This window comes from Streptomyces termitum, from assembly GCF_014650175.1.
Classification (GTDB): Bacteria; Actinomycetota; Actinomycetes; order Streptomycetales; family Streptomycetaceae; genus Streptomyces; species Streptomyces termitum.
Map to the genome: position 1 here is coordinate 167,669 of NZ_BMUL01000011.1, position 24,267 is coordinate 191,935.

Here is a 24,267-nt window from a genome sequence, read left to right on the forward strand (position 1 = left end):
CTGGAGGGTTCTGGAGGCTTGCGGACCGCGCTGTCCGACGACTCCAGGATAGGTGTCCATTCCCTGGACGCGGGGCAGCCCCCCGCTTGTGCCCTCTTGCCGCGTGCCGCCGCGCTGCCATACTTACGTCGCCGTAGGTTACGGAGCCGTAGCCTTCGGCCCTTCGCGTACCCACCCTCACCCACACCCCCCAGGGGACAGTCATGACCATCAGCCCCGAGGTGGCCCCGGCCGCCTCAGCCGCCGAGGCGCCGGACGACGTCCGGGCCCTGCCCTCCGCCACCCTCGGCGGGGACAGCAAGCGCTCCGTCGAGCAGATCACCCTTCTGCTGTTCATCACGGTGCCGTTCGCGGCGCTGGTGGCGGCGGTGCCGCTGGCCTGGGGCTGGGGGGTGAGCTGGCTGGACCTGGGGCTGATGACGGCGATGTACTTCATCGGCTGCCACGGGATCACGATCGGTTTCCACCGGTACTTCACGCACGGTTCGTTCAAGGCGAAGCGTCCGCTGCGGATCGCGCTGGCGGTCATGGGCTCGCTGGCGGTGGAGGGGCCGCTGGTGCGCTGGGTGGCGGACCACCGCAAGCACCACAAGTTCTCGGACGCGGAGGGCGACCCGCATTCGCCGTGGCGGTTCGGCGAGACGGTTCCGGCGCTGATGAAGGGCCTGTGGTGGGCGCACATCGGCTGGATGTTCGACGAGGAGCAGACGCCGCAGCACAAGTACGCCCCCGATCTGATCAAGGACCCGGCGATCCGGCGGATCTCGCGGCAGTTCGTGCTGTGGACGATCGTGTCGCTGGCGATCCCGCCGCTGGTGGGCGGTCTGGTGACGTGGTCGTGGTGGGGCGCGTTCACCGCGTTCTTCTGGGGCTCGCTGGTACGGGTGGCGCTGCTGCACCACGTGACGTGGTCGATCAACTCGATCTGCCACGCGGTGGGCAAGCGTCCCTTCAAGTCCCGCGACCGCTCGGGGAACGTGTGGTGGCTGGCGGTCCTGTCGTGCGGCGAGTCGTGGCACAACCTGCACCACGCGGACCCGACCGCGGCCCGGCACGGGGTGCTGAAGGGGCAGGTCGACTCCAGCGCGCGGCTGATCCGCTGGTTCGAGCTGGCGGGCTGGGCGAGCGACGTGCGGTGGCCCGCGCAGGAGCGGATCGACGCCCGGCGCCGGTCCGCCTCCGCCGACGCGGCATGATGGAGGACGTGGCGATCGACGGCAGTGCAGGCAGCGGCAGCGAGCAGAAGCCCCGGCGCGGCCGCCGGGTGAGGATGACCGGCGCCCAGCGGCGGGAGCAGTTGCTGGACATCGGCCGGACGCTCTTCGCGGAGAAGGGGTTCGAGGGCACGTCGGTGGAGGAGATCGCGGCGAAGGCCGGGGTCTCGAAGCCGGTGGTGTACGAGCACTTCGGCGGCAAGGAGGGGCTGTACGCGGTCGTGGTCGACCGGGAGATGCGCCAGCTCCTCGACGGGGTGACGGGGGCGCTGACCGCCGGGCATCCGCGCGAGCTCCTGGAGCAGGCGGCGTTCGCGCTGCTCGACTACATCGAGAACTACACGGACGGTTTCCGGATTCTCGTACGGGACTCCCCGGTGGCGCAGTCGACGGGCACGTTCGCGTCGCTGATCAGCGACATCGCCACGCAGGTGGAGGACATCCTGGGCCTGGAGTTCAAGGCGCGGGGGTTCGATCCGAAGCTGGCGCCGCTGTACGCGCAGGCGCTGGTGGGCATGGTGGCGCTGACCGGCCAGTGGTGGCTGGACGTGCGCAAGCCGCGGAAGGCCGAGGTGGCCGCGCATCTGGTGAACCTGGCGTGGCACGGCCTGGACGGCATGGAGCAGAAGCCGCGGCTGATAGGCCACCGCAAGAACTGACGGCCCCGGCCGTCCCCGTACACCCGCGTACGGCGGAGCCCCGCACCGGAGATCCGGTGCGGGGCTCCGCCGTGTCCGGGGGGCCGCCGTGTCCAGGGGGCCGCCGTGTCCGGGGGCCGGGCGGGTCGGTGGGGCCGGGCGGGTCAGTGGGGCTTGTGGGCGACGGCGAAGATCCGGCGGAAGGGGAAGACGGTGCCGTGCGGGCCGGGCGGGTACGCCTCGCGCAGCAGGGCGCGGCATTCGCCGAGGAAGGCGTCGGTGGCCTCGGGGTCGTCGGCGAGGGCGGTGAGGACGGGCAGCAGGGCGGTGCCCCTGACCCAGTCGAGGACGGGGTCCTCGCCGGTCAGGAGCTGGCAGTAGGTGGTCTCCCAGACGTCGGCGGCGCAGCCGAGGGCGGTGAGCCGGGTGAGGTAGTCGGCGGGTTCGAGGACGCGGGTGCGGCCGCGGGCCCGGTCGCCGAGGCGGGCGCGCCAGGCGGGGCCGGCGCAGAGGGCGTCGACGACGGTGTGGCTGGGGGCGGCGGAGTTGCCGGGGACCTGGAGGGCGAGGGTGCCGCCGGGGCGGAGGCCGTCGATCCAGCCGGGGAGGGCGTCGGCGTGGCCGGGGACCCATTGGAGGGCGGCGTTGGAGACGATCAGGTCGTAGGGCTCGTCGGGGGTCCAGTCGGCGAGGTCGGCGGGGCGGAAGTCGAGGCGGCCGCCGCCGGGGGTGGGGCCGGCCCAGTCCCGTTCGGCCCGTTCGAGCATCTCGGGGGAGAGGTCGAAGCCGGTGACGCGGGCGGCGGGCCAGCGCTCGGTGAGGAGGGCCGTCACGTTGCCCGCGCCGCAGCCGAGGTCGGCGATGCGGAGGGGGCCGGCGTGCGGGGGCGGGGCGGGCACCCGGGCGAGGAGGTCGAGGAAGGGGCGGGTGCGGTGGGTGGCGTGCCGGAGGTACTGCTCCGGGTTCCAGACGGGTGCGGTGGCGGGGTCCATGCGGGGGTGCCTCCTCGCGGTACGGGCGCCGCGTCGGGGCCGCGCGGCCGGTTCCCGCCGTCCATGCTCCCCACCCTGGTATCTCGATGTCAAGAAACTTGAAGGCGAGAAACTCGAAGACAAGAGACTTTATGTCAACAGACCCACTACACTGATCACATGGAGGACGAGGTCGACCGGCTGGTCGCTGCATGGCGCCGAGAGCGCCCGGACCTCGACGTGGAACCGTTGGAGGTCCTCAGCCGCGTCTCCCGGCTGGCCCGGCACCTCGACCGCGCCCGCCGGATCGCCTTCTCGGAGCACCAGCTGGAGCCCTGGGAGTTCGACGTCCTCACCTCGCTGCGCCGCGCCGGAGCCCCGTACCAGCTCTCCCCCGGCCAGCTCCTCACCCAGACCCTGGTCACCTCCGGGACCATGACCAACCGCATCGACCGGCTCACCAAGAAGGGCCTCGTCGAGCGGCTGCCCGACCCCAGCGACCGGCGCGGGGTCCTCGTCCGGCTCACCCCGGAGGGACGGGACCGCGCCGACGAGGCACTGGCCGGACTCCTCGCCCAGGAACGGGCCATCCTCGCCCGGCTCTCCGGCTCCCAGCGGGCCGAACTCGCCGCGCTGCTACGCCGGCTGACCGCCCCGTTCGACAACCTCCCCGGCTAGGGCCTGGCTGACCATTCCCGCCGGGCCCGGCACGCCCGCTCGCCGCACGGCCGAAACGCCCAAGTAGCTCCGCTACGAGGGCGCCCCGACCGCACGCCGATCGCACGCACCGAACGACCCGGCCTGATCCGACGCGAATGGTCAGCCAGGCCCTGGCACCGGCACCGGATCCAGCGGTGCCGGGCCCACGCCCGCGCGCCGGGCCAGGGCCACCGCCGCCAGGGTCGAGTGCACGCCCAGCTTCCCCAGCACGTTCTGCATGTGGGTGCGGACCGTGTGCGGGGAGAGGAACAGCCGCTCCGCGACCGCCTTCCGGCCGAGCCCCGCCACCATGCAGCACAGCACCTCCCGCTCGCGCGGGGTCAGCGCCTCCACCAGGCGCTCGCTCTCCGTCCGGTGCCGCCGGGCCTCCGTCAGCTCCCGCAGCACCCCCGTCAGCAGCGCCGGCGGCAGATGGGTCTCGTCCCGCAGCACCCCCCGCACCACGGCCAGCAGCCGCTGGAGCGAGCAGTCCTTCGCCACCCAGCCCGAGGCCCCCGCCTGGAGGGCGAGCGCGGCCCGGCGGGCGTCGTCCCGCTCGGCGAGGACCACGACGCGGACCCCCGGATGGGCCGCCCGCACCTCGCCCGCCAGCGCGATCCCGTCCGCGGCGGACCCGTCCCCGGCCCGGTCCGCGCCGGGCCCCGGCTGCACCGGCACCAGGCCGGACGGCACCGGTCCGGACGGGGCGAGGCCGGACGGGGCGAGGCCGGAGGGGACGGCGCCCAGGTCGGCGTCGACGAGCAGCACGTCGAAGCGGCGGCCCTCCGCCGCGCCCCGCTCCAGGCAGCGCGCCGCCGCCGGACCGCTGCCCGCGGCGGCGACGTCGACGTCGGGCTCGGCCGCGAGCGCGGCGGCCAGGGACTCGGCGAAGACGCGGTGGTCGTCCACCACCAGGACGCGGATTCGTGCCACGGAGAAAACCCCCAAGGGTCGAGGAGAGGCGACCGGCGCGGTACGGCGCCGGGGGCGGGTCCGTCGGGCGCACGGCCGCCGCCGTGCCCTGACTGCTACCCCGCTCCCGGCGCCGTACCCGACGGCACTCGTTCCCCTGAACGGCACCGGCCCCCACCGGTGCTGCCCACAGAGTAGGGGCGGGAGGGCACCGCGGGGGCCGATTGGCGGAACTGTCCGAAGTCGTCCGTACGTGTGAGCGGCGGGCGCCCGGCAGGACCACGGAAGGGTGAGCGCCGGGCCGGTCAGAGGCGGCGGGCGCCTCCCGAGGGGACGGCCGGGAAGACGCCCGGCTCGGCGTACCCGGCGGCGGCGAAGGCCGTCCGGACCGCCCCCGCGACCGCGTCGGCCCGGTCCGCCCCGGTGAGGACGACGGCCGAGCCGCCGAAGCCGCCGCCGGTCATCCGGGCGCCCAGCGCCCCGGCGCCGGTCGCCGCCCGCACCACCAGGTCCAGTTCGGGGCAGGAGACCCGCAGGTCGTCGCGGAGCGAGAGGTGGCCCTCGGTGAGCAGCGGGCCGACGGCACGCAGGTCACCGGCGTCGAGCAGGGCGGCGACCCGGTCGACCCGGTCGTTCTCGGAGACGACGTGGCGGACGTACCGGGCGACCGTCGCGTCGTCCAGCCGGGCGAGCGCGGCGGGCAGCTCCCCGACGGTCACGTCGCGCAGCGCCCGCACCCCGAGCGCCCGCGCGCCCGCCTCGCACCCGGCGCGCCGCTCGGCGTACGCGCCGTCGCCCAGCCGGTGCCGGACCCGGGTGTCCACGACGAGCAGGGCGAGTCCGGCCGCCGCCGGGTCGAAGGGCACCTGGCGGCGGCCGAGGTCCCGGGTGTCCAGGTGGAGGAGGTGGCCCTCGACGGCGCAGGCGGAGGTCATCTGGTCCATGACGCCGCAGGGCACGCCGACGTGCTCGTTCTCGGCGCGCTGGGCGAGACGGGCCAGCTCCGGCCGGCTCAGGCCGAGGCCGAAGAGGTCGTCGAGGGCGAGGGCGGTGACGACCTCCAGGGCGGCCGAGGAGGAGAGCCCGGCGCCGGTGGGCACGGTGGAGGCGACGTGCAGATCGGCGCCGGTGACGGCGTGCCCGGCCTCCCGCAGCACCCGCACCACGCCCGCCGGGTAGGCGGTCCAGCCGCCGCCGGAGAGCGGCGCCGGGTCCTCGACGCGGAGCTCGGCCACCTCCCCGCCGATGTCGGCGGAGTGCAGCCGCAGCAGGCCGTCGGTGCGGCGGGAGACGGCGGCGACGGTGGTGTGCGGCAGGGCGAGGGGCAGCACGAAGCCCTCGTTGAAGTCGGTGTACTCCCCGATCAGGTTGACCCGGCCGGGGGCCGCCCAGACCCCCTCGGGCGCGGCCCCGTACAGCTCCTCGAAGCGGGCGGCGACGTTCACGGGCGGGCTCCTTCCCGGCGCGCGAACGCCCAGGCGTCGGCGACGGCCTCGGCGAGGCCGGTGCGGGACGGCGTCCAGCCGAGGCGGGTGCGGGCGGTGGCGGCGGAGGCCACCAGGACGGCGGGGTCGCCGGGGCGGCGCGGGCCGGTGGTCGCGGGGACCGGGCGGCCGGTGACCCTGCGGACGGTGTCGATCACCTCGCGGACCGAGAAGCCGTCGCCGTTGCCCAGGTTGCAGACCAGGTGCTCGCCCGCCGGGACGGAGCCGTCCGCGAGGGCGCCGAGGGCCCGCAGGTGGGCGTCGGCGAGGTCGGCGACGTGGAGGTAGTCGCGGACGCAGGTGCCGTCGGGGGTGGGGTAGTCGTCGCCGTGGACGAGGATCTCCGGGCGGCGGCCGAGGGCGACCTGGAGGACGAGCGGGACGAGGTGGGACTCGGGCTCGTGGCGCTCGCCGAACCGGCCGTACGCGCCCGCGACGTTGAAGTAGCGCAGCGAGACGGCGGCCAGGCCGTGGGCCGCGCACTCTCCGGCGATCATGTGGTCGACGGCGAGCTTGGTCGCCCCGTAGGGGCTGGTGGGGGCGGTCGGGGAGGTCTCCGTGAGCGGTCCGGGACCGGGGTCGCCGTAGGTGGCGGCGGTGGAGGAGAAGACCAGCCGGCGCACGCCCGCCGCGCGCTGGGCGGCGAGCAGGGCCATGGTGCCGCCGACGTTGTTCTCCCAGTACTTCTCCGGCCGGGCGACGGACTCGCCGACCTGGGAGGAGGCGGCGAAGTGCAGCACCCCGGCGTAGGAGGCGTCGAGCAGGCCGGCGGCGTCCTGGACGCGGCCCTCGACGAAGTCGGCGCCGTCGGGGACCGCCTCGCGGAAGCCGGTGGAGAGGTCGTCGAGGACGGTGACCGCGTGGCCCCGCTCCAGGAGGTGGGCGGTGACCACGCTGCCCACGTATCCCGCCCCGCCCGTCACCAGGTACCTCTGGGGCTCTGTCATGCTTCCGCCACCTCTCGGATGCGGCGGGCCGCGTCCTCCGGCCGGACGTCGTTCATGAACGCGCCCATGCCGGACTCGGTGCCCGCGAGGAACTTCAGCTTCCCGGAGGCGCGCCGGACCGTGAACAGCTCCAGGTGCAGCCCGAACTCCTCCCGCCGCGCGTCCGCGACCGGCGCCTGGTGCCAGGCGGCGATGTAGGGCGTGGGCGGCTCCGCCGGGCCGAAGATCCGGTCGAAGCGCCTCAACAGTTCCAGGTAGACCTGTGGAAGGGCTGTCCGCGCCGCCCCGTCCAGGGCGGTCAGGTCGGGCACCCGGCGGAGCGGGTGCAGGTGGACCTCGTACGGCCAGCGGGCGGCGTACGGCACGAAGGCGGCCCAGTCGTCCGTCTCCAGCACCATCCGCGCGCCGTCCGCGCGCTCGCGGGCGACGACGTCGTCGAAGAGGTTGCGGCCGGTGGCCCGGCGGTGCTCGTCGAGCCTGCGCAGGGTGAGGGCGGTGCGGGGGGTGGTGTACGGCAGGGCGTAGACCTGGCCGTGGGCGTGCGGCAGGGTGACGCCGATCTCGCGGCCCCGGTTCTCGAAGCAGTAGACCTGCTCGACGCCGGGGAGGGCGGAGAGGTCGGCGGTGCGGTCGGTCCAGGCGTCGAGGACGAGGCGGGCCCGTTCCTCGGTGAGGTCGGCGAAGGAGGCGGTGTGGTCGTCGGTGAAGCAGACGACCTCGCAGCGGCCGGTGCCGCCGGAGAGGGCGGGGAAGCGGTTCTCGAAGACGGCGACCTCGTAGCCGTCCCCGGGGATCTCGCTCTCGTGGCCGGGGCGGGCCGGGCAGAGCGGGCAGGCGTCGGCGGGCGGGAGGTGGGTGCGGGTCTGCCGGTGGGAGGCGACGGCGACGTGGTCGCCGGTCAGCTCGTCGAGGCGGATCTCGGAGCGGGAGGCGACGGGGGCGAGCGGGCGCGGGTCGGCGGCGGTGCGGGGGGTGCCGTCCCGGGTGTCGTAGTAGATGAGCTCGCGGCCGTCGGCGAGCCGGGTGACGGTCTTCTTCACGGGGTGCCCTCCGGGCAGGACCAAACAGAAGCACACACAAAGAACCACGATCAAACATCGGAGTCAACGGCGAAGACCGGATCGACCACGTCCGGGCCGGAATCCGGGCCGGTGTCGGAGCCGGGCCGGTTCGAAAAAGGCCGGTTCGGGAGGGACCCCGTTCGGGAGAGGCCGGTTCGGGAGGGGCCCTGTTCGAGGGGGCCGGTTCGGGAGGGGCCCGGTTCAGGAAGGGCCGCGCCGTCCCGGCACCGCCCGGTCCAGCAGCCCCGTCCGGGCCGCCAGTGCCGCCGCCTCCAGGCGCGAGCCGACGCCCAGCTTCATCAGCACCCGCTGCACGTGCGTGCGCGCCGTGCTCGACGCGATCCCCATGCCCGCCGCGATCCGCCGGGTGTCCTCCCCCTCGGCGACCCGCACCAGCACCTCCACCTCGCGGTGGGTCAGCAGCCGCAGCAGCCGCTGCGCCTCGTCGTCCGGCTGCGCCGCCGGGTTCAGCAGCTCCGCGAACGCCCCCTGGAGGAGCTGCGGCGCCACCGCCGCCTCCCCCGCCCGCGCCTTCAGCAGCGCCCGTTCGACGCCCTCGATCCGCTCGTCGTGCCGCACGTACCCCGACGCCCCGGCCGCGAAGGCCGCCGCGATCCCGCGCGGCGACGGCACCGGGCCCAGCACCACCACGGCCACCTGCGGGCGCTCCCGCTTGATCCGGGCGACCGGCTCGAAGGCCCCGGGCGCGGCCGGCGCCGCCGTCCCGAAGAGGCAGACCTCCGGCGCCCTGCCGATCACGACCTCCGCCGCCCCGGCGGCCGGCGCGGCCGCCGCGAGCACCCGGTGCCCGCGCAGCTTCAGCGCCGAGGCGAGCGCCTCCGCGAGCAGGCGGTGGTCGTCCACGACCACGAGCCGAACGCCCATCCCGTCATCCCCCAGTTCCCGGCGCGGCGCGCCCCCGGCGCCGCTGCCCCGGCAAGCTACACGCTCCCCCGCGCCCCGGTGCGCCAATCGCCGTCGCCCGAAAGGGGGAAGCCGCCGGTCCCGCACACGCGGAAGGGCCTCCCCGGCGGTGCCGGGGAGGCCCTTGCGTACGCGGCGGGCGTCAGCCCTTCGTGCCGAACGACACCGACAGGTACCGCTTGTCGGACGCCGAGGCGCCCTCGCGGGCCTTGTTGGCGTAGACGGCCGAGATGAAGAGGCGGCCGTCGCCGTAGCGGAACTCGGCGCCGGTGACGGAGAAGCTGGTCTCCATCTGCCGGCTGGCCTTGTCCGACTGGTTCTCCAGGAGCAGGGTCTCCTTCATCGTGCCCGCGTTGATGGACACGACCTGCCCGCCCTTGTCGTACGGCGGCATCTTGTACGCGATGATGTCGCCGCCGTCCATGCGGAGCGGGACCAGCGTGTACCGGTCGCCCGCGTCGGCCTTCTCGGCGGCGGTCCGGCCGTTCGCCAGGTCGAAGGCGATGATCTCGTTGGTCTCGTCGCCGTACTCGCCGGTGGAGCCCTCGTGCTCCTCGGTCGGCACGTAGAGCCGGTCGTCGCCGACCAGGACCTGCGAGCACGCCTCGACCTTGGTGGAGGCGCAGCGGCCCGCGTACCGGTCGGCGTCGGCGGCGATCTTCGTCCGCAGCTTGCCGGTCTTCTCGTCGATGGAGAAGAAGTCCGAGATGCCGCTGCCGTCGCCGGCGGTCTCGTTGACGTCGGCGGCGACCACCAGCGGCTTGGTCGAGACGACCGCCGCGTACTTGACGCCCGTCGGCATCTTGAACTCCGACAGCGGCTGCCCCGACTTCGGGTCCAGGTTCTGGATCAGCACCGACTCGGAGCCGTACGAGCCGCACTTGCGGACCGCGACGAGGCCCTGGCCGCCGCCGTAGCCCATGTCGTAGCAGTTCTGGTCGTTGGAGCGGGGCTTCCAGCGGACCTTGCCGTCGGCGGCGTCGAAGGCGGCGCCGCCGTCGGTGCCGCCGGCCGCGACCGTCTGGCCGCTGAGCGTGATCTCGCTGAAGCGGACCTTGCCGTCACCGGCGTTGCCGCCGCTGATCGAGGTGGACCACAGGAGCTTGCCGGTGTTCAGGTCGACCATGCCGACCTGGGTGCAGCTCTGGTAGTAGCGGGGCGCGACGCGCTTGGCCTCCTCGAAGAGGATCGGCACCTTGTTGTCGGCGGTGACGTGCCGGGAGGCGCCGCAGACCTGGCCGGCCAGCGGCAGCGTCCACAGCGGGGTGCCCTTGTCGAGGTCGTAGCCGTTGACCGAGTTGACGCCCGTCTTCACGAACGCCTTGTCGGTCAGCCACGAGCCGTCCATCGGCGTGCTGTCCGGGACCTTCGGCACGTCGATGCTGAAGGCGAGCTTGGCGCGGGTGCTGGCGCCGGGCTTCTCCGTGCCGTTGCCGCCGAGCCCGCTGCCGCCGGTGCCGCCGCCGGCGTCACCGCCGCCGTTCGGGTTCTGGCCGGTGGCCGGGGGCTTGGCCTCCGGGGGCGCGTCGGAGCCGCTGTTGGCGTACCAGATGCCGCCGCCGACGATCAGCGCGACGGCCACCGCCGCGGCGATGACGATCTGCGCCTGCGCCGACGGCTTCTTCCGGCCGCCCGGCACCGGGACCTGAGCGGCCTGCTGCGGCGCGGTCGGGTAGCCGTACGGCGGCTGGGCCTGCTGGGGCTGGGTCGGGTAGCCGTACGGCGGCGGGACCGGCTGCTGCGGCTGCGCCGGGTAGCCGTACCCGGGCTGCTGCGGCGGGGCCTGCGGGTAGCCGTAGCCGGGCCGACCCTGCGGCTGCTCCGGCGGCGGAGTCGGGGCGCCGAAACCGCCCTGGCCGGGCTGCTGGGGCGCGCCGAAGCCGCCCTGCGCCGGGTCCTGGGGCGCGCCGAAGCCGCCGGGCTGCGGGTCCTGCGGGGGGCCGAAGCCGCCGGGGGGCTGGTTCGGCGGGGGAGGGGGTGGCTGGGTCATCGGTCCGCGTACCTCACTTGGTGAAGCCCATCATCGTCTTGGTCTGCTTCTCCTCGGCGTCGTTGGTCGCGGAGACGCGCCCCGCCGCCACCACGAACGTGCCGTTGCCGTAGGCGTAGCCCGCGCTGAAGAAGCTGCTCTCGATCTGCGAGACCGAGACCGGGTGCTTGAGGATCAGCTTCGGCGCGCCGCCGGTCGGGGCGATCGTGCCGACCGCGCCGCCCTTGTCGTACTTGGGCGCGACGTAGACCAGGACCTCGGAGCCCTCCATGCGGAGCGGCTTCATCGACTGCTCGGCGGGGGCCTTCGAGCGCCACTTGGGCTTGCCGGTGTTCAGGTCGAAGGCGACGACCTCGTTGGAGGTGCCGTAGGAGGTGTCGGTCGCCATGTAGAAGGTGTCGCCGCCGGCGGCGACGCCGGTGCAGCCCTGGAGGTTGCGGCCGAAGATGACCATGCCGCCGCCGCAGGTGGGGGCGTACTTCTCGGTGCCGCCCTGGATCTGGGAGCGGAGCGTGCCGCTCGGCGTGAGGGCCAGGATCGACCACTTCTTCTCTTCGCGCTGGAAGGCGGAGACGACCAGCGGGTCCACCGAGTAGACCTTGTCGACCTCCCAGGTCGGCTTCAGCTTGTAGGTCCACTTGGGCTTGCCGGTGGCCGGGTCGACCTCGCTGACCGCGTGCTGTTCCTTGCGCGTGTCGGCGGTCGGGCACTGGTAGGCCGCGACGAGCTTGGTGGCGCCGCCCGCGTACGCGTACGGCTTGCAGCCGTCGGTGGGGCCGGCGAAGAGCTGGCGGCCGTCGGCGAGGGAGAAGCCGTAGGCGCTGCTGCTGCCCGCGGCGGTCACCGTGCCGGCGCCGATGGAGAGGGTGTTGTCGGAGAAGGCGAAGAGGCCCTGCGGCTTGGGCACGGACTTCTTCCAGCCCGCCTTGCCCGTCTTCAGGTCGATCTGCTGGAGGGACGTGCACTTGGCGTTGTCCTTGGCGCTCTCCAGGTGGCCGAAGACCATCAGGCCGTCGGCGCCCGGCTGGGCCGGGGCGGCGCACAGCTTGAAGGGCAGGTCGACCTGCCACTTCTTGGCGCCGTCGGCGAGGCCGTAGCCCGCGACGCCCTTGTACATGGCCTTGACGACGGTGTCGCCGACGATCCAGGGGCCGAAGACCTCGGAGCCGTTGCGCGGCAGGTCGACGTCGTTGGTGGTGAGGAAGCTGACCTTGGCCTCGCCCGGCTGGCGGCCGACGTTGAGGTCGTCCTCGCCGGGCTTCTCGCCGCCGTCGCCCTGGCCGTCGCCCTTGTCGACGGAGGCGGTCGGCTTCGGCGCCGCGGTGCCGCTGCTGGTCGGCTGCGCGACCGGCGGCTTGTCGTCGTCCTTGCCGCCGACGACGGCCCACGTGGTGACCCCCGCGATCAGCACGACGGCCGCGGCGACGGCCGCGACGAGGCCGGTACGGCCCTTGAAGGGGCCGCCGCCGGAGCCGCCGGGCGGGACCGGGGCGGGACCGCCCGGGTACATCGGCTGGGTCTGGGGGCCGCCGTAGGGGTTCTGCTGCCCGTAGGGGCCGGGCTGCTGGCCGTACGGCCCCGGCTGCTGCGGCTGGCCGTAGGGACCGGGCTGGCCCGGCTGCTGCGGGTAGCCGTAGCCCGGGGCCGGGGCGCCCTGCGGCGGCTGGCCGGGGGCCTGCGGCGGCTGGGCCGGGGCCTGCGGCGGCACCGGCGGTGCCTGCGGCGGCTGGCCGGGCGCCTGCGGCGGGACCGGCGGGGTCCCGCCCTTGTGCAGGTTCAGGTCCGGGTCCTGGGGAGCTCCGAAGCCCCCCGGCGGCTGGTTGCTGGGCGGCTGGGTCATCAGCGCTTCCCCCTCGTGGCTGGTGAACGGCTTTTCTTTCTACCACCCGTACGGTGGCTCAAAAGCGACCGGTCCGTCCCTTGTACCCAAGGGAGGACCGGTCCGTGATGCCCTTGTTATGCGTTCTCGGCCAGCTCCAGCCAGCGCATCTCCAACTCTTCACGTTCTCCCGACAGTTCCCGCAACTCGGCGTCGAGCTTCGCGACCCTCTCGAAATCGGTCGCGTTCTCCGCGATCTGCGCGTGGAGCCTCGTCTCCTTCTCGGAGATCTTGTCGAGCTGCCGCTCCACCTTCTGGAGCTCCTTCTTCGCGGCCCGCGCGTCGGCCGCGGAGACGCCCGCCGGCTTCGGCTGCGCGGGGGCGGCGGCGGGCGCCGGGGCGGCCGACTCGACCATCCGGCGGCGGCGCTCCAGGTACTCGTCGATGCCGCGCGGCAGCATCCGCAGCGCCCGGTCGCCGAGCAGGGCGAAGGTGCGGTCGGTGGTCCGCTCCAGGAAGAAGCGGTCGTGGGAGATGACGACCATGGAGCCCGGCCAGCCGTCGAGGAGGTCCTCCAGCTGGTTCAGGGTCTCGATGTCGAGGTCGTTGGTGGGCTCGTCGAGGAAGAGGACGTTCGGCTCGTCCATGAGCAGGCGGAGGAGCTGGAGGCGGCGGCGCTCGCCGCCGGACAGGTCGCCGACCGGCGTCCACTGCTTCTCCTTGCCGAAGCCGAACTGCTCGCACAGCTGCCCGGCGGACATCTCGCGGCCCTTGCCCAGGTCGACCCGGTCGCGGATCTGCTGCACGGCCTCCAGGACGCGCAGCTGGGCGGGCAGCTCGGTGACGTCCTGGGAGAGGTAGGCGAGGCGGACGGTCTTGCCGACGACGATCCGGCCGGCCGGCGGCTGCTTCTCGCCCTGCGAGGCGGCGGCCTCCGCGAGGGCCCGCAGGAGGGAGGTCTTGCCCGCGCCGTTGACGCCGACGAGGCCGACGCGGTCGCCGGGGCCGAGCTGCCAGGTGAGGTGCTGGAGGAGGGTCTTGGGACCGGCGGTGACGGTCACGTCCTCCAGGTCGAAGACGGTCTTGCCGAGCCGGGCGTTGGCGAACTTCATCAGCTCGCTGGTGTCCCGGGGCTCCGGCACGTCCGCGATCAGCGCGTTCGCCGCCTCGATGCGGAAGCGCGGCTTGGAGGTGCGGGCGGGGGCGCCGCGGCGCAGCCAGGCCAGCTCCTTGCGGACCAGGTTCTGCCGCTTGACCTCCTCGGTCGCGGCGATCCGCTGGCGCTCGGCGCGGGCGAAGACGTAGTCGGAGTAGCCGCCCTCGTACTCGTACACGGCGCCGCGCTGCACGTCCCACATGCGGGTGCAGACCTGGTCCAGGAACCACCGGTCGTGGGTGACGCAGACCAGCGCGGAGCGGCGGGCCTGGAGGTGCGCGGCGAGCCAGGCGATGCCCTCGACGTCGAGGTGGTTGGTGGGCTCGTCGAGGACGAGCAGGTCCTGGTCCTCGATGAGGAGCTTCGCCAGCGCGATCCGGCGGCGCTCACCGCCGGAGAGCGGGCCGATGACGGTGTCCAGGCCCTGATCGAAGCCGGGCAGGTCCAGGCCGCCGAAGAGGCCGGTGAGCACGTCGCGGATCTTCGCGCTGCCCGCCCACTCGTGGTCCGCCAGGTCGCCGATGACCTCGTGCCGGATGGTGGCCGCCGGGTCGAGGGAGTCGTGCTGGGTCAGCACCCCGAGCCGCAGCCCGCCGCTGTGCGTGACCCGGCCGGTGTCGGCCTCCTCCAGCCGCGCGAGCATCCGGATCAGCGTCGTCTTGCCGTCGCCGTTGCGCCCCACCACCCCGATCCGCTCCCCCTCGGAGACACCGAGCGAGACCCCGTCGAGCAGGGCACGGGTGCCGTACACCTTGCTGACGTTCTCGACATTGACCAGGTTGACGGCCACGTTGACTCCAGTGCGGGGCGATCGATCGACGTACCAGGGTACGTCCTGCCCCGGGCCACCGGGGGCACCCGTCCGGCACCCCCGGCGGGCGGGCCGGGCGCCCCTCCCGGCCGCTCGGGGCGCGGGCCCGGGTGCGGGGTGCCGCTCCGGTGGCCGGGGTCGTACGAGGGCGGGGTGAGCGGTCAGCGGGGGCGGCGGCCGGGGCGGTCGACGAGGAGCCAGCCGGTCAGGGCCATGGCGACCGCCGCAGGGGCCGTCACCCGGACCGCGACCAGGGTCGCCGCGTGCCCCTCCAGGAGACCGCCGAAGCCGGTCATGGACAGGCCCAGGACGCCCAGCAGGGCGAGCGTGACGCCCAGGGCGGCCAGCGGGGCCGGGCCGCCCGCGCGCGGCACCGGGGCCGGGGCCTCGAAGCGGCGGAAGACCGCGACCAGCAGCACCGTGAGGACGGCCGCCGCCGCCAGCCGGAGCGGCAGCCAGGCCCACCAGGCGGCCGTCGCCGGGGCCGGGAGCCGCGTCCCGGCGGCGAGCAGCGCCCCGTACACGCCCAGCATCGCCGTGAGGTGCCACAGGAAGGCCGTCATCGCGATCCCGTTCGCCGCGACCACCGCCCGCCACACCCGGGCCCGCGCCGCGAACCGCGCCCCCGGACCGCGCAGCAGCTCCACCGCGCCCACCAGCCACAGGCCGTGGCAGAGCAGGGCGAGGGTCGGCGGGGCCATGTTCGACACCTTCTCGCCGGGCATTCCCACCATCGACAGCGGGTACGGGCCGTACGCGACCAGGGCCACCGCGCCGAGGAGTCCGGCGCCCGCGAGGAGCGCCGGGCGGCGGATCATGCCGTCGGCGCGCAGGAAGCCGAGCTGGTGCACGGCCAGCCACACGAAGGCGAAGTTCAGGAACTCGACGTACGGCACCCCGGCCGCGAAGCGCGCCGCGTCGACCAGGACCGCCGCCCCCGCGAGCGCGGCGAACGCGCCCCAGCCCCACCGCTCGTGCAGCCGCAGCAGCGGCGGGGTGAGCGCCACCATCGCCAGGTAGATCCCGATGAACCACAGCGGCTGCGCCACCAGCCGCAGCGCCACCCCGGTCAGCTCGCCGTCCGCGCCCGCGAGCTGCACCGCGAGCGCCGCCGCGCCCCACACGGCGACGAAGACCATCGTCGGCCGCAGCAGACGGCGCAGCCGGGCCCGCAGGAAGTCCGCGTAGCCGGGGCGGGAGCGGTGGGCGAGCGCGTGGGCGAAGCCGCCGACGAAGAAGAAGACCGGCATCACCTGGAGCGCCCAGGTCAGCGCCTGGAGTTCCGGCACCACGGCCAGGAGGTTCCCGACGCCGTCGGCGGTGACCGCCGCCATCGTCCAGTGGCCGAGGACGACGACGGCGAGCGAGACGACCCGGAGCAGGTCGACGTACCGGTCCCGGGTGGCGGGGGTGGCGTCGGCGAGTCGCCGCGCGGTGGAGGAGGGCATACGGGCACGGTCCCGCGCGCGCCGCTCCCCCGGCAGCGCACGGGTACTCACTTCGCGCGTGAGTACGAACCCGGCGCGGGGCCGGGCGGCCCGTCAGAGGAGGGTGGCGCCCGGGGCCGGTGTGCCGGCTCGGAGGACGGTGGCGCCCGGGGCCGGGGAGGTGGCCGTGTGGGTGGCGCGGCAGGTGCCGGAGGCGAGGAGGGCCTCGGCGACCGCCGTCGCCGCGTCCGCGTCCTTGACGAGGAACGCGGTCGTCGGGCCCGACCCGGAGACCAGCGCGGCCAGGGCGCCCGCCCCGGTGCCGGCCGCGAGGGTCGCGGCGAGCTCCGGGCGCAGCGAGAGCGCGGCGGCCTGTAGGTCGTTGGCGAGGGTGCCGGCCAGGGCGGTGGTGTCGCCGTCGGCGAGGGCGTCGAGGAGCGCCGGGGAGGCGGCCGGGACGGGAATGTCCCGGCCTTCCGCGAGGCGGTCGAAGGCGCCGAAGACGACCGGGGTGGACAGGCCGCCGTCGGCGACCGCGAAGACCCAGTGGAAGGTGCCGCCGACGGGCAGCTCCGTCAGCCGCTCGCCGCGCCCGAGGCCGAGCGCGGCGCCGCCGACCAGGCTGAAGGGGACGTCCGAGCCGAGTTCGGCGCAGAGGTCGAGGAGGGTGGCGCGGGGGGTGGCCAGGCCCCAGAGGGCGTCGCAGGCCAGGAGGGCGGCGGCGCCGTCCGCGCTGCCGCCGGCCATGCCGCCGGCGACCGGGATCGCCTTGCGGATGTGCAGGCGGACGGCGGGGTCCAGGCCGTGCCGGGCGGCGAGGAGTTCGGCGGCGCGGGCGGCGAGGTTGGTGCGGTCGAGCGGCACCCGGTCCGCGTCGGGCCCCTCGCAGGTGACCGTCAACCGGTCGGCGGGGGCGGCGGTGACCTCGTCGTACAGGGAGACGGCGAGGAAGACGCTGGCCAGGTCGTGGAAGCCGTCGGGACGGGCGGCGCCGACGGCGAGCTGGACGTTGACCTTGGCGGGGACCCGCACGGTCACACCGGGGGCCGTACCGGAGGCCGCGCCCGGGGCCGTGCCCGTACCGCCGCTCATGCCTTGGCCTCCGCTCACGCCTTCGCCTCCGCGATCCGGGCGAACTCCTCCACGGTCAGGGCCTCGCCGCGGGCCTGCGGCGAGATGCCGGCCTTGACCAGGGCCTCCTCGGCGGCGGCCGGGGAGCCGGCCCAGCCGGCGAGGGCGGCCCGCAGGGTCTTGCGGCGCTGCGCGAAGGCCGCGTCGACGACCGCGAAGACCTCCGCCTTGGTGGCGGTGGTGTCGACCGGCTCGGCGCGGCGGACCAGGGAGACGAGCCCGGAGTCGACGTTGGGCGCGGGCCAGAAGACGTTGCGGCCGATGGAGCCGGCGCGCTTGACCTCGGCGTACCAGTTGGCCTTCACGGAGGGGACGCCGTACACCTTGTTCCCGGGGCGGGCGGCGAGCCGGTCGGCGACCTCGGCCTGGACCATGACGAGGGTCCGCTCGATGGTCGGGAAGCGGTCCAGCATGTGCAGCAGGACCGGCACGGCCACGTTGTACGGCAGGTTCGCGACGAGCGCGGTGGGCTGCGGGCCCGGCAGCTCCCGCACGAGCATCGCGTCGGAGTGGACCAGCGCGAAGCGGTCCTTGCGGGCGGGCATCCGGGCCTCGATCGTCGCCGGCAGGGCGGCGGCGAGCACGTCGTCGATCTCGACGGCGGTGACCCGGTCGGCGGCCTCCAGGAGGGCCAGGGTCAGGGAGCCGAGGCCGGGCCCCACCTCGACGACGACGTCGTCGGGGCGCACCTCGGCGGTGCGGACGATCCGCCGGACGGTGTTGGCGTCGATGACGAAGTTCTGGCCCTTCTGCTTCGTGGGGCGCACGCCGAGGGCGGCGGCCAGCTCACGGATGTCGGCGGGGCCGAGGAGGGCGTCGGGGCCGTCGGGGCCGGTGGTGGTGCTCACCGGTACAGCCTAAGGCCCCGCCGGGCCGCTCACGGGAGGAGCCGCCGTCCGCAGTGCGGCCAGGGGGCCGTGCCCCGCAGCACGTACAGCTTCTTCGCCCGGTGGGTCTGCTCGGCGGCGGGCGCGTCCTGGGCGGTGCCGGTGCCGCCGAGGGAGCGCCAGGTGGCGGGGTCGAACTGGTAGAGGCCGCCGTAGGTGCCGGAGGGGTCGACGGCGGTGGGGCGGCCGCCGGACTCGCAGGCGGCGAGGGCCGCCCAGTTCAGGCCGTCGGCGCCGGAGACGGAGGAGGGCAGTGGGCGGGTGCCGGTCCGGACCCGGCGGGAGACGGGGGCGCGGACGATCTCCTCGCCGGTGCGCCGGGGCCGCCCGGCGACGCCGTTGACGGTGCGGACGCGGTACGTGATCCGGCGCAGGCCCGGTACGCCCTGCCGGTCGACGACCTCGGTGCCGGCGGACAGCCCCGGGTCGCGGACCCGCTCGACGGCGTACGGGACCGGCTCCTCGCGGGTCCGCGTGGAGGCGGTGACGCGGAGCACGGTGACGGTCTGCCCGTCGCGGGGGAAGGAGCCGCCGGGGACGGAGGTCGTGTCCTCGGGGCCGAGGGTGATCCCGGCCTCGTCGAGGGCCTCGGTGACGGTGGCGGCGTTGGTGCGGACGGTCCGCTCGCGGCCGTCCGCGAGGAAGGTGACCGCGCGTTCGGTGCGCACGTCGAGGGTGAGGCCGGTGCGGGAGACGGCGGCGGAGCGGGAGACCGAGAGGAGCGCGCCCTCGGCCCGGACGCCGAGCTGGCGCAGCGCGCCGTCCACGGTGTCGGCGGTGGTCCACACCCGGCGGTGGTGGCCGTCGACGGTGAGGGAGACCGGCCGGCCGTGGCGCAGGACGACCTCGTCGCCGGCGGCGAGGGGCTCGCCGGGGGCGGGGGCGAGGAGGTCGTGCGCGCCGACGGCGAGCCCCTCCTCCGCGAGCAGCTCCCGCACGTCGTCGGAGAAGGTGTGCAGGGTGCGCGGGACGCCGTCGACGGAGAGCCGGATGTCCTTGTCGTCGGCGACGAAGGCGCTGGTGCCGCCGGCGAGGAAGGCGACGACGAGGGCCTGTGGGAGGAGCCGGCGCAGTCCGTCGGCCGGCGGCCGGGCGGGGCGGCGGCGGCGCGCCCCGCGCCGGGCGGCGGCGCGCGGGCCCCGCGGGGGCACGGCGGGCGGGGTCGGGGCGGGCGGCGCGAGGGGCGCCGTCAGGGTGGGCTGTTCGTGGAAGGACGGCGGGGGCGCGGTGCGGTGCCCGCCCGGGGCGGCGCCGGCCTGGGAAGTGCTCACGAGGCCGGGACCCTAGCCCCGCTGCTGCTCACTCTCCATGACGGCGCGGGCACGCACCGTAACCGTTATGGATCGGTGACCGGTGTACGGCTCCGGCGGCGGGGCCGTGCACCGATCACCGCCGCCGGGCGGCCGTCAGTAGGCGAAGGCGCGGGCGGTGTTCGCGGCGAGCGCCTCCGCCATCGCGTTCTCGTCGATGCCGCGCACCCCGGCCATCGCCCGCACGGTGACGGGGACGAGGTACGGGGCGTTCGGGCGGCCCCGGAAGGGCGCCGGGGTCAGGAAGGGCGCGTCGGTCTCCACGAGGATCCGGTCGAGGGGGGCGACGGCGAGCGCGTCCCGCAGCGGCTGGGCGTTCTTGAAGGTGACGTTCCCGGCGAAGGACATGTAGTAGCCCTCGGCGGCGCAGATCTCGGCCATGGCGGCGTCGCCGGAGTAGCAGTGGAAGACGGTCCGGTCGGGGGCGCCCTCCTCGTCGAGGACCCGCAGGACGTCGGCGTGCGCCTCGCGGTCGTGGATGACGAGGGTCTTGCCGTGCCGCTTGGCGATCTCGATGTGGGCGCGGAAGGAGCGCTCCTGCGCGGCCATGCCCTCGGGGCCGGTGCGGAAGAAGTCGAGGCCGGTCTCGCCGACGCCGAGGACGTGCGGGAGGGCGGCGAGGCGGTCGATCTCGGCGAGCGCGTCGTCGAGCGCCGCGTCGCCGCCCGCCTCCCGCGCGCCCTGCCGCGACCAGCCGTCGGGGTCGCCGAGGACGATCCTGGGGGCCTCGTTGGGGTGCAGGGCGACGGCCGCGTGGACGCGGGCGTGGGCGGCGGCGGTCTCGGCGGCCCAGCGGGAGCCCTTCACGTCGCAGCCGACCTGCACGACCGTCGTCACGCCGACGGCGGCGGCCTTCTCCAGCGCCTCCTCGACGGTGCCGGACTGCATGTCCAGGTGGGTGTGCGAGTCCGCGACCTCCACGAGGAGGGGTTCGGGCAGCGGCGGCGGGGCGTCCTTGGCACTCATGGCCCCGATCGTACGAGGCGCCGGGGCGCCCCGTACGGGGCCGGGGCGGGCCGCCGGCGGTTCAGCGGCGCGACCGGAAGGGGTGCAGCAGGTCCGACAGGTGCCAGTGGTGCGGCACCGGCGGGGTCTCGCCGCCCGCCGGTTCCGTCAGCTCCTGCCCGATGGGACCGGCCGCGCCCACCGGCGGGGCCTCCTTGGCGGGGTGCCCGTGGTGCTCCATGGACGCGATCAGGTCGAGCACGGTGGACACCTGCCCCGCGCGCATGATGCGCACGACGTGCCCGCCGCAGTTCATGCAGGTCGGATTCGAGAGCGGCGAGGGAACCCGCTCCCCGTCCGCCTTGTAGACGACGAACGCGGCTCCGCGCGCGTCGGTGTGGTGCTCGATCTCGTAGGACTGCTCCCAGCCGTAGCCGCACCTCATGCAGGCGAAGGCGTACGCCTCATGGACGACGGGCGTTCCGGTGCCGGTGGTCTCGCTCATGCCCAGCTCCTCTCCACTGGTCCAGTGGACGCCTTTTCGGGCCGGAGCGCATCAGCACGGAGAAAACCATGGAGGGACCGTGGAGGGCTTTTTGGCGTTCCCTTGCCAACCGCCCGGGAGCGATTCCCGACGCCGGTTCCGGCTTTGCCTTCCAGGTTAGTCCTTTACCTTTTACGGGGCCTTTCCGCTGCTTTCTCCCTGCGCGTTCTTTGCCGCGACGACGGCATCGAACACCTCCCGCTTGGGCAGGCCCGCGTCGGCGGCGACGGCCGCGATCGCCTCCTTGCGCCGCTCCCCCGCCTCCTCGCGCACCCGCACCCTGCGCACCAGCTCGGCCGCGTCCAGTTCCTCGGGGCCGGTCTCGGGGGCGCCCTCGACGACGACGGTGATCTCGCCGCGCACGCCGTCCTTCGCCCAGACCGCGAGCTCGCCCAGCGGGCCCCGCCTGACCTCCTCGTACGTCTTGGTCAGCTCCCGGCAGACGGCGGCCCGGCGGTCCGCGCCGAACACCTCGGCCATCGCGGCGAGCGTGTCGTCGACCCGGTGCGGCGCCTCGAAGTAGACGAGGGTGCGCCGCTCGGCCGCGACCTCCCGCAGCCGGCCCAGCCGCTCCCCCGCCTTCCTCGGCAGGAAGCCCTCGAAGCAGAAGCGGTCCACGGGGAGCCCGGACAGGGCGAGCGCGGTGAGCACGGCGGACGGGCCGGGCACGGCGGTGACCTTGATGTCCCGCTCGACGGCGGCGGCGACCAGCCGGTAGCCGGGGTCGGAGACGGACGGCATGCCCGCGTCGGTGACCAGCAGCACCCGGGCCCCGCCGGCCAGCGCCTCGACCAGCTCGGGCGTGCGGGCCGACTCGTTGCCCTCGAAGTAGGAGACCACCCGGCCGGTGGTGTGCACGCCGAGCGCGCGGGTCAGCCCGCGCAGCCGTCGGGTGTCCTCGGCGGCGACGACGTCCGCGCGCTCCAGCTCGGCGGCGAGCCGGGGCGGGGCGTCCGCGATGTCGCCGATGGGGGTGCCTGCGAGTACCAGCGTTCCTGTCACGCCCCCATCCTCCCAGGAGCGGCCCCCGGACCGCCCCCGCCGGGTCGGCACGCGCGTGCGCCCGCGTGGAAGGGTGCCGGGACGGACGCCGGGGCCGTACGAAAAAAGGGGGACGGAACGGACCCGACCCGCCGGTAGGGTGGGCGGACTCGGGCGCCGCCCCGCCCGGACAGGCGACGCGCACAGAAGCAGTCCCTACGATGGCGCGGTGACCCGTACCGCACCCGAGGCCCTGGAGGGCCAGCACTCCACGGCCCCGCCCGCGGCCGAGCCCCCTTCGTGGCAGCTCCGGCTGCGGCGCTTCGGCTACCGCCCGCCCGCCGCCGGCACCCTCGCCCTCGGCACCCGGGACCGGCTCGATCCGCCCTACACCCGGCCGTCGCCGCGGGTGACGGCGCTGCTCGGGCTCGGCCCGGCCGCCGCCGACCGGCTGTGGCGGCTGTCCGCGTGGGGCGGCCCGCTGCTGGTGGCGGCGATCGCGGGCGTGCTCAGGTTCTGGAACCTGGGCAAGCCGCACGCGGTGATATTCGACGAGACGTACTACGCCAAGGACGCGTGGGCCCTGGTCAACCGGGGCTACGAGGGGGCGTGGCCCAAGGACATCGACAAGACGATCCTCAAGGATCCCGGCTCGGTCCTCATCCCCACCGACCCGGGCTACGTCGTCCACCCGCCCATGGGCAAGTGGGTCATCGGCCTCGGCGAGAAGATCTTCGGCTTCGAGCCGTTCGGCTGGCGGTTCATGGTGGCGCTGCTCGGGACGCTCTCCGTCCTGATGCTGTGCCGGATCGGCCGCCGCCTCTTCCGCTCCACCTTCCTCGGCTGCCTGGCGGGCCTGCTGCTCGCCGTGGACGGCCTGCACTTCGTGATGAGCCGCACGGCCCTGCTCGACCAGGTGCTGATGTTCTTCGTGCTGGCCGCGTTCGGCTGCCTGATCCTGGACCGCGACCGGTCCCGGCGCAGACTGGCGGCCGCGCTGCCGGTGGACGAGGAGGGGGTGCTGCGGCCGGACGCGGAGATCGCGGAGACGCTGCGGCTGGGCTGGCGGCCGTGGCGGATCGCGGCCGGCGTGATGCTGGGCCTCGCGGCGGGCACCAAGTGGAACGGCCTGTACGTGATGGCCGCCTTCGGCCTGATGACGGTCCTGTGGGACATCGGCGCCCGGCGCACGGCCGGCGCGGTCCGCCCGTACCTGTCGGTGCTGAAGAAGGACCTGGTGCCGGCGTTCGTGTCGGTGGTGCCGGTGGCGATCGCCACGTACCTGGCGACCTGGTCGGGCTGGCTCGCCACCGACAACGGCTACTTCCGCACCTGGGCCGCGAAGCAGGACGCGATGCCGAACGGCGGCGGCTTCTGGTCGTGGCTGCCGGAGTGGCTGCGGAGCCTGTGGCACTACGAGTACGGGGTGTACCAGTTCCACGTGGGGCTCACCTCGCCCCACACGTACGAGTCGAACCCCTGGTCCTGGATCGTCCTCGGCCGCCCCGTCTCCTACTTCTACGAGTCCCCCGCGCCCGGCACCGCCGGCTGCCCGGCCTCCGCGAAGGAGAAGTGCGCCCAGGAGATCCTCGCCCTCGGCACCCCGCTGCTGTGGTGGGCCGCCTGCTTCGCCCTCCTGTACGTCCTCTGGCGCTGGGCCTTCCGCCGCGACTGGCGGGCCGGCGCGATCGCCTGCGCGGTCGCGGCGGGCTGGGTCCCCTGGTTCCTGTACCAGGAGCGCACGATCTTCCTCTTCTACGCCGTCGTCTTCGTCCCCTACCTGTGCCTGGCGGTGGCGATGATGACCGGCGCGATCATCGGCCCCAAGGGCTCCTCGGAACGCCGCCGCACCTTCGGCGCGGTGGCCGCCGGCTGCCTGGTCCTCCTGATCGTCTGGAACTTCATCTACTTCTGGCCCATCTACACGGCCACCCCGATCCCGCTGGAGGACTGGCGGGCCCGGATGTGGCTGGACACCTGGGTCTAGCGGGGCGGACATGACGAGGGGGCGCGACCGATGGTCGCGCCCCCTCTGCCGTCTGCGGTGAGCGCCGGTGGGCGCCGTCGCAGGAAGCCGAGAAAGGCCCGGACCGTGGTCGCGAAGCCGGGCGGGGCCGTCGTCAGGGCATGCGGGGCATCCTGGCGGTGCGAGGGCGGGTGCTCACTCGATGGGGTGAAATGCGGGGTCCGGTCTTCGGGGGGTGTTCTGTGCCGCTCACCTGCGGGTTCTCCGTGCGTCCTCGTCCCCGGGCGGGGGAATCGTTCCTTTCCTCCGCCTTCGGGCCCGGGCCGGGGCGTCCCGGGTCCGCTTGATGCGGGCGGGCGGTTGCGGTTATCTCACTCTCCGTGTGGCGGTTTCGTGACCCGACATCCGTGGCCGCCACACACTTCTCCGCCCCGCCTTCCCCGTGCGCGC

The 24,267-nt window shown here is 74.7% G+C and carries 20 protein-coding genes; 4 read left to right on the forward strand and 16 right to left on the reverse strand.

Annotation, left to right across the window (positions count from 1 at the left end):
* Positions 1 to 203: 203 nt before the first annotated feature.
* Positions 204 to 1,196, forward strand: coding sequence for an acyl-CoA desaturase (locus IE219_RS21460; protein ID WP_189979896.1), 993 nt, complete (start codon positions 204 to 206; stop codon positions 1,194 to 1,196).
* Positions 1,193 to 1,873: a TetR/AcrR family transcriptional regulator gene (locus tag IE219_RS21465; RefSeq protein ID WP_189979897.1), complete on the forward strand. Its 681-nt coding sequence runs from the start codon at positions 1,193 to 1,195 to the stop codon at positions 1,871 to 1,873. The genes IE219_RS21460 and IE219_RS21465 overlap by 4 nt, the downstream gene beginning before the upstream one ends.
* 143 nt (positions 1,874 to 2,016) lie before the next feature.
* On the opposite strand, the gene IE219_RS21470 is transcribed toward IE219_RS21465, so the two are convergent.
* On the reverse strand, positions 2,017 to 2,844 hold the full coding sequence (locus IE219_RS21470) for a trans-aconitate 2-methyltransferase (RefSeq protein WP_189979898.1): 828 nt from the start codon (positions 2,842 to 2,844) through the stop codon (positions 2,017 to 2,019).
* A 159-nt stretch (positions 2,845 to 3,003) separates the two neighbouring features.
* Here IE219_RS21470 and IE219_RS21475 point away from each other — a divergent pair, with 159 nt between their 5' ends.
* Positions 3,004 to 3,501 (forward strand): MarR family winged helix-turn-helix transcriptional regulator, encoded by a 498-nt coding sequence (locus tag IE219_RS21475; protein ID WP_189979899.1) that lies wholly within the window; start codon positions 3,004 to 3,006, stop codon positions 3,499 to 3,501.
* Between the two features lie 141 nt (positions 3,502 to 3,642).
* Here the strand turns inward: IE219_RS21475 and IE219_RS21480 are convergent, their stop codons facing one another.
* The 15 genes from IE219_RS21480 to rsmI all read right to left on the reverse strand — a co-directional run bounded on the left by IE219_RS21480 (position 3,643) and on the right by rsmI (position 21,872).
* Complete coding sequence (locus tag IE219_RS21480) at positions 3,643 to 4,455, reverse strand: LuxR family transcriptional regulator (protein ID WP_189979900.1); 813 nt, start codon at positions 4,453 to 4,455, stop codon at positions 3,643 to 3,645.
* Between the two features lie 284 nt (positions 4,456 to 4,739).
* Positions 4,740 to 5,879: a galactokinase gene (galK, locus tag IE219_RS21485; protein ID WP_189979901.1), complete on the reverse strand. Its 1,140-nt coding sequence runs from the start codon at positions 5,877 to 5,879 to the stop codon at positions 4,740 to 4,742.
* Positions 5,876 to 6,865: a UDP-glucose 4-epimerase GalE gene (gene galE / locus IE219_RS21490; RefSeq protein ID WP_189979903.1), complete on the reverse strand. Its 990-nt coding sequence runs from the start codon at positions 6,863 to 6,865 to the stop codon at positions 5,876 to 5,878. Before galE ends, galK begins: the two co-directional genes overlap by 4 nt.
* Complete coding sequence (gene galT / locus IE219_RS21495; protein WP_189979905.1) at positions 6,862 to 7,905, reverse strand: galactose-1-phosphate uridylyltransferase; 1,044 nt, start codon at positions 7,903 to 7,905, stop codon at positions 6,862 to 6,864. Before galT ends, galE begins: the two co-directional genes overlap by 4 nt.
* A gap of 222 nt (positions 7,906 to 8,127) precedes the next feature.
* Positions 8,128 to 8,811 (reverse strand): response regulator transcription factor, encoded by a 684-nt coding sequence (locus IE219_RS21500; RefSeq protein ID WP_189979907.1) that lies wholly within the window; start codon positions 8,809 to 8,811, stop codon positions 8,128 to 8,130.
* A gap of 181 nt (positions 8,812 to 8,992) precedes the next feature.
* Complete coding sequence (locus IE219_RS21505) at positions 8,993 to 10,840, reverse strand: outer membrane protein assembly factor BamB family protein (protein WP_189979908.1); 1,848 nt, start codon at positions 10,838 to 10,840, stop codon at positions 8,993 to 8,995.
* Positions 10,841 to 10,853: 13 nt separating this feature from the next.
* Positions 10,854 to 12,680, reverse strand: coding sequence for an outer membrane protein assembly factor BamB family protein (locus IE219_RS21510; protein WP_189979910.1), 1,827 nt, complete (start codon positions 12,678 to 12,680; stop codon positions 10,854 to 10,856).
* A 116-nt stretch (positions 12,681 to 12,796) separates the two neighbouring features.
* On the reverse strand, positions 12,797 to 14,605 hold the full coding sequence (locus tag IE219_RS21515; protein ID WP_189979912.1) for an ABC-F family ATP-binding cassette domain-containing protein: 1,809 nt from the start codon (positions 14,603 to 14,605) through the stop codon (positions 12,797 to 12,799).
* A gap of 182 nt (positions 14,606 to 14,787) precedes the next feature.
* On the reverse strand, positions 14,788 to 16,074 hold the full coding sequence (locus IE219_RS21520; RefSeq protein WP_189979914.1) for an acyltransferase family protein: 1,287 nt from the start codon (positions 16,072 to 16,074) through the stop codon (positions 14,788 to 14,790).
* A 93-nt stretch (positions 16,075 to 16,167) separates the two neighbouring features.
* Positions 16,168 to 17,145, reverse strand: coding sequence for a 4-(cytidine 5'-diphospho)-2-C-methyl-D-erythritol kinase (locus IE219_RS21525; RefSeq protein WP_189979916.1), 978 nt, complete (start codon positions 17,143 to 17,145; stop codon positions 16,168 to 16,170).
* A gap of 14 nt (positions 17,146 to 17,159) precedes the next feature.
* Positions 17,160 to 18,032: a 16S rRNA (adenine(1518)-N(6)/adenine(1519)-N(6))-dimethyltransferase RsmA gene (gene rsmA / locus IE219_RS21530; RefSeq protein ID WP_189979918.1), complete on the reverse strand. Its 873-nt coding sequence runs from the start codon at positions 18,030 to 18,032 to the stop codon at positions 17,160 to 17,162.
* Between the two features lie 29 nt (positions 18,033 to 18,061).
* Positions 18,062 to 19,342 carry a resuscitation-promoting factor gene (locus IE219_RS21535; protein WP_189979929.1) on the reverse strand — a complete coding sequence of 427 codons (1,281 nt, stop codon included), beginning with the start codon at positions 19,340 to 19,342 and terminating at the stop codon, positions 18,062 to 18,064.
* Between the two features lie 135 nt (positions 19,343 to 19,477).
* On the reverse strand, positions 19,478 to 20,347 hold the full coding sequence (locus IE219_RS21540) for a TatD family hydrolase (RefSeq protein ID WP_189979930.1): 870 nt from the start codon (positions 20,345 to 20,347) through the stop codon (positions 19,478 to 19,480).
* 61 nt (positions 20,348 to 20,408) lie between these two features.
* Positions 20,409 to 20,831, reverse strand: a complete 423-nt coding sequence (locus IE219_RS21545) for a hypothetical protein (protein ID WP_189979932.1) — start codon at positions 20,829 to 20,831, stop codon at positions 20,409 to 20,411.
* A gap of 171 nt (positions 20,832 to 21,002) precedes the next feature.
* Positions 21,003 to 21,872 (reverse strand): 16S rRNA (cytidine(1402)-2'-O)-methyltransferase, encoded by an 870-nt coding sequence (gene rsmI / locus IE219_RS21550; protein WP_189979934.1) that lies wholly within the window; start codon positions 21,870 to 21,872, stop codon positions 21,003 to 21,005.
* A 208-nt stretch (positions 21,873 to 22,080) separates the two neighbouring features.
* Between rsmI and IE219_RS21555 the strand changes: the two genes are divergently transcribed.
* Positions 22,081 to 23,838 (forward strand): dolichyl-phosphate-mannose--protein mannosyltransferase, encoded by a 1,758-nt coding sequence (locus tag IE219_RS21555; RefSeq protein ID WP_189979936.1) that lies wholly within the window; start codon positions 22,081 to 22,083, stop codon positions 23,836 to 23,838.
* Positions 23,839 to 24,267 lie beyond the last annotated feature (429 nt).

Excerpts from the sequence above, each read along its gene's own strand:
- IE219_RS21460 (WP_189979896.1), top strand. The coding sequence starts at position 204 with ATGACCATCAGCCCCGAGGTGGCCCCGGCCGCCTCAGCCGCCGAGGCG.
- IE219_RS21465 (WP_189979897.1), top strand. The coding sequence starts at position 1,193 with ATGATGGAGGACGTGGCGATCGACGGCAGTGCAGGCAGCGGCAGCGAG.
- IE219_RS21470 (WP_189979898.1), bottom strand. The coding sequence starts at position 2,844 with ATGGACCCCGCCACCGCACCCGTCTGGAACCCGGAGCAGTACCTCCGG.
- IE219_RS21475 (WP_189979899.1), top strand. The coding sequence starts at position 3,004 with ATGGAGGACGAGGTCGACCGGCTGGTCGCTGCATGGCGCCGAGAGCGC.
- galE (WP_189979903.1), bottom strand. The coding sequence starts at position 6,865 with ATGACAGAGCCCCAGAGGTACCTGGTGACGGGCGGGGCGGGATACGTG.
- IE219_RS21500 (WP_189979907.1), bottom strand. The coding sequence starts at position 8,811 with ATGGGCGTTCGGCTCGTGGTCGTGGACGACCACCGCCTGCTCGCGGAG.
- IE219_RS21505 (WP_189979908.1), bottom strand. The coding sequence starts at position 10,840 with ATGACCCAGCCACCCCCTCCCCCGCCGAACCAGCCCCCCGGCGGCTTC.
- IE219_RS21510 (WP_189979910.1), bottom strand. The coding sequence starts at position 12,680 with ATGACCCAGCCGCCCAGCAACCAGCCGCCGGGGGGCTTCGGAGCTCCC.
- IE219_RS21520 (WP_189979914.1), bottom strand. The coding sequence starts at position 16,074 with ATGCCCTCCTCCACCGCGCGGCGACTCGCCGACGCCACCCCCGCCACC.
- IE219_RS21525 (WP_189979916.1), bottom strand. The coding sequence starts at position 17,145 with ATGAGCGGCGGTACGGGCACGGCCCCGGGCGCGGCCTCCGGTACGGCC.
- IE219_RS21540 (WP_189979930.1), bottom strand. The coding sequence starts at position 20,347 with ATGAGTGCCAAGGACGCCCCGCCGCCGCTGCCCGAACCCCTCCTCGTG.
- IE219_RS21545 (WP_189979932.1), bottom strand. The coding sequence starts at position 20,831 with ATGAGCGAGACCACCGGCACCGGAACGCCCGTCGTCCATGAGGCGTAC.